The sequence below is a fragment of the Paracoccus jiaweipingae genome (assembly GCF_044335505.1).
Classification (GTDB): domain Bacteria; phylum Pseudomonadota; class Alphaproteobacteria; order Rhodobacterales; family Rhodobacteraceae; genus Paracoccus.
The window spans coordinates 17128-25966 of record NZ_JBISBS010000001.1 but is presented as its reverse complement, the minus strand read 5'-3'; the positions used below and the strand labels follow the sequence as shown (position 1 = coordinate 25966).

9 protein-coding genes are annotated in these 8839 nt (G+C 64.7%); all 9 read right to left on the bottom strand.

Features of this window, described 5'->3' with window-relative positions; all coding sequences use genetic code 11:
- Positions 1 to 9: 9 nt before the first annotated feature.
- The 9 genes from ACFXP9_RS00200 to ACFXP9_RS00160 all read right to left on the bottom strand — a co-directional run bounded on the left by ACFXP9_RS00200 (position 10) and on the right by ACFXP9_RS00160 (position 8792).
- Complete coding sequence (locus ACFXP9_RS00200; protein ID WP_397207530.1) at positions 10 to 1464, bottom strand: amino acid ABC transporter permease; 1455 nt, start codon at positions 1462 to 1464, stop codon at positions 10 to 12.
- A gap of 1 nt (position 1465) precedes the next feature.
- A complete protein-coding gene (locus tag ACFXP9_RS00195) occupies positions 1466 to 2722 on the bottom strand; it encodes an amino acid ABC transporter permease (protein WP_397207528.1) in 1257 nt (418 codons plus the stop codon).
- 109 nt (positions 2723 to 2831) lie between these two features.
- Positions 2832 to 3857, bottom strand: coding sequence for an amino acid ABC transporter substrate-binding protein (locus ACFXP9_RS00190; protein ID WP_397207526.1), 1026 nt, complete (start codon positions 3855 to 3857; stop codon positions 2832 to 2834).
- A gap of 189 nt (positions 3858 to 4046) precedes the next feature.
- A complete protein-coding gene (locus ACFXP9_RS00185; RefSeq protein ID WP_397207524.1) occupies positions 4047 to 4760 on the bottom strand; it encodes an ATP12 family chaperone protein in 714 nt (237 codons plus the stop codon).
- Entirely contained in the window at positions 4753 to 5409 is a 657-nt protein-coding gene (locus tag ACFXP9_RS00180) for an HAD-IA family hydrolase (protein ID WP_397207522.1), read from the bottom strand. Before ACFXP9_RS00180 ends, ACFXP9_RS00185 begins: the two co-directional genes overlap by 8 nt.
- Complete coding sequence (locus ACFXP9_RS00175; RefSeq protein WP_397207520.1) at positions 5406 to 6449, bottom strand: RluA family pseudouridine synthase; 1044 nt, start codon at positions 6447 to 6449, stop codon at positions 5406 to 5408. The genes ACFXP9_RS00180 and ACFXP9_RS00175 overlap by 4 nt, the downstream gene beginning before the upstream one ends.
- On the bottom strand, positions 6446 to 6817 hold the full coding sequence (gene crcB, locus ACFXP9_RS00170; protein WP_397207518.1) for a fluoride efflux transporter CrcB: 372 nt from the start codon (positions 6815 to 6817) through the stop codon (positions 6446 to 6448). Before crcB ends, ACFXP9_RS00175 begins: the two co-directional genes overlap by 4 nt.
- On the bottom strand, positions 6817 to 8142 hold the full coding sequence (locus tag ACFXP9_RS00165; RefSeq protein WP_397207516.1) for a replication-associated recombination protein A: 1326 nt from the start codon (positions 8140 to 8142) through the stop codon (positions 6817 to 6819). The genes crcB and ACFXP9_RS00165 overlap by 1 nt, the downstream gene beginning before the upstream one ends.
- A gap of 59 nt (positions 8143 to 8201) precedes the next feature.
- Entirely contained in the window at positions 8202 to 8792 is a 591-nt protein-coding gene (locus ACFXP9_RS00160) for an acyl-homoserine-lactone synthase (protein ID WP_397207515.1), read from the bottom strand.
- Positions 8793 to 8839: the final 47 nt, after the last annotated feature.

The window sequence follows — 8839 nt, the reverse complement described above, 5'->3', positions numbered from 1 at the left end:
CCCGCCCCCTTAATGATGATCGCGCTTCAGCCGGCGCTCCAGGAACATGGAATAGCGCGACATGCCAAAGCACAGGATGAAGAAAACGACGCCGACAAAGATGTAAGGCTCCCAATAGATGCCTTTCCATTCGATGCTGGCGCGCACGGTGTCGGACATGGCTTTCAGCGGGTCATACAGGCCCACGAAGGTCACCAGCGTGGTGTCCTTGAACATGCCGATAAAGGTGGACACGATCCCCGGAATGCTGATCTTCAGCGCCTGCGGCAGGATGATCAGCCGCTGCGCCTTCCAGTAATCCAGCCCCAGCGCATCGGCGGCCTCGTACTGGCCCTTGGGCAGGGCGGCCAGCCCGCCGCGGATCACCTCGGCCATATAGGCGGCGGCGAACAGCGTCACCATGATCACCACCCGCAGGATGATGTCGAAACTGGTCCCCGGCGGAAGGAAATAGTTCAGCAGCAGCGAGGCCACGAACAACAGCGCGATCAGCGGCACCCCACGGATGAATTCGATGAACATCACCGCGAACATCTTGACCAGCGGCATGTCCGACCGCCGCGCCAGCGCCAGAATGATCCCCAGCGGCAGCGACATGGCGATGCCCGCCACGCCGATGGTGATCGACAGCAGGAAGCCGCCAAACTGGTCCGAGGTCACCCGCGCCAGACCCAGCGGCATCAGGTTGCCAAGGTCGCGCGCAATCGGTGCCACCGCATACAGCCACCACAGCACCGTGGCCAGAACCGCGACCACCACCGCCAGAATGAAGGCGCGGTTGGCCAGCAGCCGCAACAGGCCATAGCCGATGCCAAAACCCAGCACCGTCAGCAGCGGCCCCCAGATGCTGCCCCCCCATAACAGCCAATAGGCCACCGCCGGATACAGCGCCGTCAGCACCAGCATCCGCCCCACCCCGGTTTCCGACAGTGCCACCGCCAGCACCAGCACCGCCGCCAGCAGGGCCAGCGCCGGCACCGGCGCCCCGAACCCCCATGACAGCGCCAGCCCCAGCCCACCGCTGATCGCCAGAATGATGCGGCGATTGGCGGCGCGTTCGGAAAACAGCACCGGGGTCAGGGCCACGAATAACAGCGCAAAGGCCAGCACGGGCCGCCAATACAGCGCCGGCGGATAGAAGCCGAAGGTGAACTGGTTCCAGCGCTCGCGCAGCATGGCCCAGCAGGCGCCGGTCGTGCCCTCGCCAAAGCTGGCGGCAATGATGCTGCGGCATTCGCGCAGGCTGTCGGCGTGCCAGACCGAATGCGACAGCCACGGCCACGCGGTGCGCAGCAGCGACCAGACGATCAGCACCCCCAGCACCGTCAACACGGTGTTCAGCGGGCCGGAAAACAGGTTCTCGCGCAGCCATCTGACCGCCCCGGCCTGCCGCGCGGGGGGCGGGGCGGGCGGCAGCATGGTTTCGCGCAGGAAGGGGACGGTTTGGGCGTGGATCTCGCTCATCTCACCGCTCCTTCAGTTTGACGCTGTTGTTATAGATATTCATCGCCCCCGAGATCAGCAGCGACAGCACCAGATAGATCGCCATCATCAGCACCATGGCCTCCAGCTCTCGCCCGGTCTGGTTCAGCGTGGTGCCCCCCAGCGTGCCTTTCAGGTCCATGTAACCCACCGCAATCGCCAGAGAGCTGTTCTTGGTCAGGTTCAGATATTGCGAAATCAGCGGCGGCACGATCACCCGCAGTGCCTGCGGCAGGATCACCAGATTCATCGTCCGGCGCGGCCCCAGCCCCAGCGCAAAGGCGGCCTCGGACTGGCCCTTGCTGACCGACAAAATGCCCGCGCGCACGATTTCCGCGATAAAGGCGCCGGTATACAGCGTCAGCGCCGCCCACAGAACAACCAGCCCGTTCGACACATTGATGCCGCCGGTAAAGTTAAAGCCTTTCAGCGCCGGGCGTTCGAAATGCAGACCGAAATACCAGATCAACCCCAGCAGCGGCAGGGCAAACACCGCCAGCACCATCCACCAGATGACCGGGCGTTCGCCGCTACGGTCCTGCACCCCCTGCGCCCAGCGATGCAGCCCCCGACGGATCAGCACCGCCGCCAGCAGCGCCCCCGCAAAGGCCAGCGTGGCCAGATTGACGCTGATCTGCCAGCCAAGGTTCAGGCTGCCGGGGTCGTTATGCATCGCCAGCGTCGGAATCGCGGTATAGCGGTTGGTCAGCGCCACGCTGTCAAACATCAGCATCTGCGCCGAAGGGCTGTCGCCGCGAAAGGCCAATGGCGCGGGCATCACCTCGGTAAAGATGGCAAAGATCACCAAAATCCACAAAAGCAGCGGGATATTGCGGAAAATCTCGACATAGATGGTCATCAGCCGGGCGATCAGCCAGTTATTCGACAGCCGCAGCACCCCGACCGCGATGCCCAGAAAGGTCGCCGCGATACAGCCCAGCACTGACACCAGAATTGTGTTCAGCACCCCGACCACGGCGGCGCGCAGATGCGTGTCATCGTGGCTATAGGGGATCAGCACCTGCGGAATGTCATATCCGGCGCGGCTGAACAGGAAATCGAAACTGAAATCCTTGCCCATCACCGCCAGATTGCGAAGGGTATTGTCGATCAGCCACCACCCTGCCGCCATGACCAGCACGAACACCACGACCTGAATCGTAATGGCGCGGTAACGCTGGTCATAAATCAGCATGGACGGCCGGAACGGCGGGGTCGCCGGGCCTGAAACCTGTTCCATCTGTCTTCCCTGTGGTCCGTCGGGTTCACCGCTGCGGGTGCCGTCCGGTGTGATTTTTCAGGCAATGCGCGACCGGTGGCCGCACATTGCCGTCATGTGATCCGCGCGATCAGCGGAAGGGCATCGCATACATCAGGCCACCCTGCGTCCATTGCGCATTCAGGCCACGGGCCAGCCCGATCGGGGTCTGTTCACCGATGGTGGCGGCGAAAATTTCACCGTAATTGCCGCTGGCGGCGATGGCGCGCTTGGCCCATTCCTTGTCCAGACCGATCATCTTGCCCAGATCGTCGGTGCTGCCCAGCATCCGCTGGACCTCGGGGTTTTGCGACGATTTCGCCAGTTCCTCGATATTGGCCGATGTGACGCCATATTCCTCGGCGGCGATCAGCGCATACAGCGTCCAGCGCACGATATCGCCCCAGTTATTGTCGCCATGACGCACCAGCGGGCCAAGCGGCTCTTTCGAGATGATCTCGGGCAGGATGATGTGGTTTTCCGGGTCGGCAAAGGCCGCGCGGGTTGCCGCCAGACCGGATGCATCGGTGGTATAGGCATCACAGGCCCCGGCCAGATATTGCTGCTCGCCCTCGGCATTGCTGTCGATATTGACGGGCTGATAGCTCATGTTGTTGGCCTTGAAGTAATCGGCCAGGTTCAGCTCGGTCGTGGTGCCGGTCTGGATACAGATGGTGGCGCCGTCCAGTTCCTTGGCGCTGGACACACCCAGATCCTTGCGCACCATAAAGCCCTGACCGTCAAAATAATTGACCCCGATAAAATCGAATTTCAGATCGGTATCGCGCGAAAACGTCCAGGTCGAGTTGCGCGCCAGCACGTCCACCTCGCCCGAGGCCAGCGCGGTAAAGCGGGTCTGACCGGTGGTGGGGACATATTTGACCTTGGCCGCATCGCCCAGAACCGCGGCGGCCAGCGCCTTGCAGACAGCCACGTCAAAGCCGGACCAGTTGCCATTCGCATCCGGCGCGGCAAAGCCCACCAGACCTTGGTTCACACCGCAGACCAGTTCGCCGCGCTGTTTGACCTGTGCCAGCGTCTCGCCTTCATTGGCCAGTGCGGCGCCAGCGGGCAGCGCGGTCGCAACCACGGCACCCAGAATCATCTTTGCTTTCATCATAAAGTCCTTCCTGAAGGAACGCGGATCATTGTCCGCTTTACGTCGGGCATTCGCCCTTGTTGTGGTTGTCGCAAGCAACATTCTGCCCAAGATCGCGCCCATGTTCAAGAAACTTGGGCGCCCCCTTTCCGGCCCTTCGCCCTGACCCCGTGTAGCACCGCTGCGGGACGGTCCCTGCCCGCGCCTTCAGGCCGGGCGCGACAGGGTCCAGAACCGGGCGGCATCGCGCAGCGCCACCAGCCGCGCGGCGGCGGCGGCGCTGGCCTCGGCATCCTCGCCCCACTGGCTGGCCTGAAACGCCTCGTCGATGCGCGACAATTCATGGGCGCTGTCGGCATCCAGCCGACCGTGGATCACCGCCAGCCCAAGAACCAGCGATCCGGGCAGCGTCACCAGATCATGCAGCGCGGTCAGGCCGAACACGTCCAGCGCGTGCACATGCGCGCGCAGCCGCGCCAGCGCCGCCGGGTCCTGGGCGACGGGCATCATGCCCGTTGTGACCGCCAGATCCGCCCCCAGCGCATCACGCGCCCAGTCCAGCAGCGGCTGCCAGCCAGCGGCCTGCTGATCCACCAGCACCGCCGGCGCCCCGGCGCGATAGCATAACAGATCGGTGCCGCCATATTCCGCCAGCATATCGGCCACGGCGGCAAATTGCGGGGCGACCTTTTCAATGGCGGAATTGGCGGCGCGGGTCAGCGGCATGGTGTTGGGGTCAATCACCCCGTCCTGCGCGTCCCATTCCCGCGCCACCGCCTGCGCCAGCGCCTGTGTCGGCAAATGCAGCGGCTGCTTGCCCGGCGTGCGCAGCGGGCGGTCGTCCAGCGCGACCTCAAAGCCCGCATCCGACGGCCGCACCGTGGCCGATTTCCAGAACCGCCTTGCCTTCCATTCAGCCATCGGCCCAGCCTTTCAATGCCTGTGTCAGCGCCGCGAAATCGGGCGCGACCATCACCGCCCCGGCCTGTTCCAGCGCCGCCCGCGGGTGATAGCCCCAGCCCGCGCCAAAGGCCGCGATCCCTGCCGCGCGGCCCATTTCAATGTCGAACACCGTGTCGCCAATCATCGCCGTGTCCTGCGCCGCAACGCCGGTGTCGCGCAGCGCCTGAAACAGCATCTGGGGCGATGGTTTGGACGGGTTTTCATCGCCCGCCTGCGTGGTGATGAACCGCCCCTGCCAGCCCTGCTGTTCGATCAGCGCATCCAGACCGCGCCGCGATTTGCCGGTGGCGATACCCAACAGCCAGTCGTCACGCACCAGCGCGTCCAGACAGGCAGCTGCGCCCGGATATAATGGCATCTCCTCGGTCTTGCGGCGGGCGAAAAACCCCTGGCGATAGCCCTCGGTCACGCGGTCATGGGTCGTCCCGTCGGCATCGGGCAGCAGCCGCGCCACCGCGACCGGCAGCGACAGCCCGACAATCGACAGCACCTGATCGCGCGGCAGCGGCGCCAGCCCGGCAGCGGCAAACCCATCGGCCATCGAGGCGACGATCACCGACTGGCTGTCGACCAGCGTGCCGTCGACGTCAAAGATGAAAAGCTTCATGCCTGATCCTCGAACGGGTCGGCAGGCACGTCCTTTTCCGACCAGCCCAGCGTCGCCCATGTGCGCGCCATGTGGTCGGGCAAGGGCGCGGTCAGGGTGATGCGTTCGCCGGTGATCGGGTGGTCAAACGACAGGTGGCGGGCGTGCAGATGCAGCTTGCGGCTGATTTCACCGCCCAGTTGCGCCCCCCAGCCATCCCCAAGGTTTTCCTGACCCGATCCGCCATATTTGCCATCGCCCACAATCGGATGGCCCAGTTCGGCCATATGCGCGCGCAGCTGATGCGTGCGCCCGGTCACCGGCACCAGTGCGCACCAACTGGCCCGCGTCGCCAGATTGTCCAGCACCGCGTAATCGGTGGTGGCGCGCTTGGCGCCCTCGGTCTCGTTGACCTTGCCGGGGTGGATGCACAGCATCTTTTCGCCATGCGCGCCGGGCGCCTTGACCAGCCCGTAACGGATGGTGCCCATGCGCGGCTGCGGCACGCCCGCCACCGCCGCCCAATAGATCTTGCGCGTGGTGCGGTTGCGAAACGCCTCGGACAGGCGCCGCGCCACCCGGTCGGTGCGCGCCAGCAGCAACAGCCCCGAGGTATCCTTGTCCAGCCGGTGCACCAGTTTGGGCTTTTCCTTATAGCCGAACATCAATGCCGCCGACAGGCCATCCACATGCCGGTTCCCCTGCCCCGAACCGCCCTGCGACGGCAGGCCCGGCGGCTTGTTCAGCGCGATGATATGCTGATCCTTCCACAGCACCGCCGCCTGAATCATCCGCTCATCCGCCGGGCTGATCCCGGCCCCGTCATCACGCGCGCGCGCAGGCTGAGGCGCGGCATCGGGCAGTGGCGGAACGCGCACCTCCTGCCCGGCCTCGACGCGGGTATTGGCCTTGACGCGGCTGCCATCAACGCGCAACTGACCCGTCCGGCACAGCTTTTCGATCATGCCCTGACCCAGCTGCGGAAACCGTTTCTTCAGCCAGCGGTCCAGCCGCTGATCGCCTTCATCCGCGCCGATGCGCATGGTCTGGACGCCGCTCATGCGATGATCCCCCGTCCCAGTGAAAGCCCGGCCACCACCGCCGCCAGCGACAGCATGACCGAGACGCAAACATAAACCATGGCCGCGCCATGATCGCCGCGCTGCCATAACGACAGCGCGTCCAGCGAGAAAGTCGAAAATGTCGTGAACCCGCCCAGAATGCCGGTCATCAGCAGCGGCGCCAGCGCATTGCCGCCCCGCGCCGCCAGAACCGCCACCAACAGCCCCATGACAAAAGACCCCAGCACATTCACCACCACCGTGGCCAGCGGAAAGCCGGTCAGCCCGATCAGGCGATAGACGGCAAAGCGCGCGGTCGCGCCGATGGCCCCGCCAAGCGCCACCTGAAGGTAGGCATAAGGTTGCATCACCCCTCCTGTCCGCGGCGTTTTTTGCGCAGGCCGGCGAACCAGTCGACGCGCTTTTTCAGCTCGCGCTCGAATCCGCGTTCGACGGGCGTGTACAGCACCGGACGTTTCATCCCCTCGGGAAAGTAATCCTGCCCTGAAAACCCGTCATCGGCATCGTGGTCATAGGCATAGCCGCTGCCGTAACCCTGTTCCTTCATCAGCTTTGTCGGCGCGTTCAGGATATGTGCGGGCGGCATCTTGCTGCCGCTGCGCCGGGCCTCGGCGCGGGCCGCCTTATAGGCCGTATAGGCCGCGTTCGATTTCGGCGCCAGGGCAAGATAGATCACCGCCTGCGCCAGCGCCAGCTCGCCCTCGGGGCTGCCAAGGCGCTCATACATCGCCCAGGCATCCAGACAATGACGCTGCGCCGCCGGGTCGGCCAGACCGATATCCTCGACCGCCATGCGGGTGATGCGGCGCGCCAGATAGCGCGGGTCCTCGCCGCCCTCAAGCATCCGCGCCAGCCAATACAGCGCCGCGTCCGGGTCCGACCCGCGCACCGATTTATGCAGCGCGGAAATCAGGTTGTAATGTTCATCCCCGGATTTGTCGTATTTCGCCGCCCGCCGCATCAGCCGCTGGCACAGCTGGTCCGGGGTCAGCCTGCCCGCCACCGTCCACGCCATCACCTGTTCCATCAGGTTCAGCGCCGCGCGGCCATCACCATCGGCCATTTCCAGCAATTGCTCGCGCGCTGCGCCATCCAGCGGCAGGGCACGGCCCAGTTCATGTTCGGCGCGCTGCGCCAGCAATTCCAGATCGGCCAGCGACAGAGGGTCCAGCACGATGACCTGCGCGCGCGACAAAACGGCGGCGTTCAGTTCGAAACTGGGGTTTTCGGTGGTGGCCCCGACCAGCAGGATGGTGCCATCCTCCATATGCGGCAGAAAGCTGTCCTGCTGCGCCTTGTTGAAGCGGTGGATCTCGTCCACGAATAACAGCGTGCCGCCGCCCCGCTGATGGCGCAGGCGGGCGGCCTCGAACACTTTGCGCAGTTCCGGCACGCCCGAGAAGATGGCGCTGATCTGCACGAAAGCCAGATCGGTTTCATCGGCCAGCAGCCGCGCAATCGTGGTTTTCCCGACGCCGGGCGGCCCCCACAGAATCAGCGAGGACAGGCTGCCCGCCGCCAGCATCGCGCCAAGCGGCCCATCCGGTCCCAGCACCTTTTGCTGGCCGATCACCTGCGACAGGGCGCGCGGACGGATGCGGTCGGCCAGCGGGCGCGGCGCAGGGCGGCCCGACCGGGGGGCGGGATCAGCGGTGTCAAACAGGTCAGCCATCGTGGGCGGATGTTACGCCGCCCACGATACAGGTGAAAGCCCCTTCGGCCCGGTCCCGGTCAGTGCATCTTGGGCGCCAGATTGATCGAGACGCACTGGAAATCGCCATCCCCGATCCACATCTTGCGGCCAATCGCCTCGGCCTCCAGCCCGCAGCGGCCATACCAGCGCGGCCAGTTCGCCGCCGTCAGCGCGATCAGACGGGTCGCCCCGACCTCGCGGGCGGAACCGGTCATCGCCTCGACCATCTTGAAATGCACCTTGCGGCGCTGGCTTTGGGTGATGTTGTGATTGACGAAAACGCGGGTGCATTCCCAGATATGCGGGTCAACCGGCGCATCCGCGTATAACAGGTCTTGCGGAATCGTGCCCCCCAGCACCCCGCGCTGCGCATCGCGAATCATATAGGAATAGATGCCGCATTGCGCGGTGGTCGGCGTCAGGCGAAAGCCCGCCAGCACCTGCCCCAGATCATGAATCGCGATCCAGCGGCTTTGCGGCGTGTCATACTGGTCGAATTCCATGCCCTCGGCTTCCGGCAGGTCCCAGTTCTTCTGAACGATGAAACTTTGCCGTCTGGCGCGAAAAAGATTGGCAAACAACTCGCCATAGTTGTGCAAATTGGCAAAAGAAAGCGTTGTCATCTCCATTGGACGTCTCCTGGGTTCGAGGGTTGGCCCCCAGGCAGCGCGGTTTT

Bases quoted from the DNA above. Each gene is read 5' to 3' on its own strand.
- ACFXP9_RS00175 (WP_397207520.1), bottom strand. From the start codon at position 6,449: ATGAGCGGCGTCCAGACCATGCGCATCGGCGCGGATGAAGGCGATCAG.
- ACFXP9_RS00200 (WP_397207530.1), bottom strand. From the start codon at position 1,464: ATGAGCGAGATCCACGCCCAAACCGTCCCCTTCCTGCGCGAAACCATG.
- ACFXP9_RS00195 (WP_397207528.1), bottom strand. From the start codon at position 2,722: ATGGAACAGGTTTCAGGCCCGGCGACCCCGCCGTTCCGGCCGTCCATG.
- ACFXP9_RS00185 (WP_397207524.1), bottom strand. From the start codon at position 4,760: ATGGCTGAATGGAAGGCAAGGCGGTTCTGGAAATCGGCCACGGTGCGG.
- crcB (WP_397207518.1), bottom strand. From the start codon at position 6,817: ATGCAACCTTATGCCTACCTTCAGGTGGCGCTTGGCGGGGCCATCGGC.
- ACFXP9_RS00180 (WP_397207522.1), bottom strand. From the start codon at position 5,409: ATGAAGCTTTTCATCTTTGACGTCGACGGCACGCTGGTCGACAGCCAG.
- ACFXP9_RS00160 (WP_397207515.1), bottom strand. From the start codon at position 8,792: ATGGAGATGACAACGCTTTCTTTTGCCAATTTGCACAACTATGGCGAG.
- ACFXP9_RS00165 (WP_397207516.1), bottom strand. From the start codon at position 8,142: ATGGCTGACCTGTTTGACACCGCTGATCCCGCCCCCCGGTCGGGCCGC.
- ACFXP9_RS00190 (WP_397207526.1), bottom strand. From the start codon at position 3,857: ATGAAAGCAAAGATGATTCTGGGTGCCGTGGTTGCGACCGCGCTGCCC.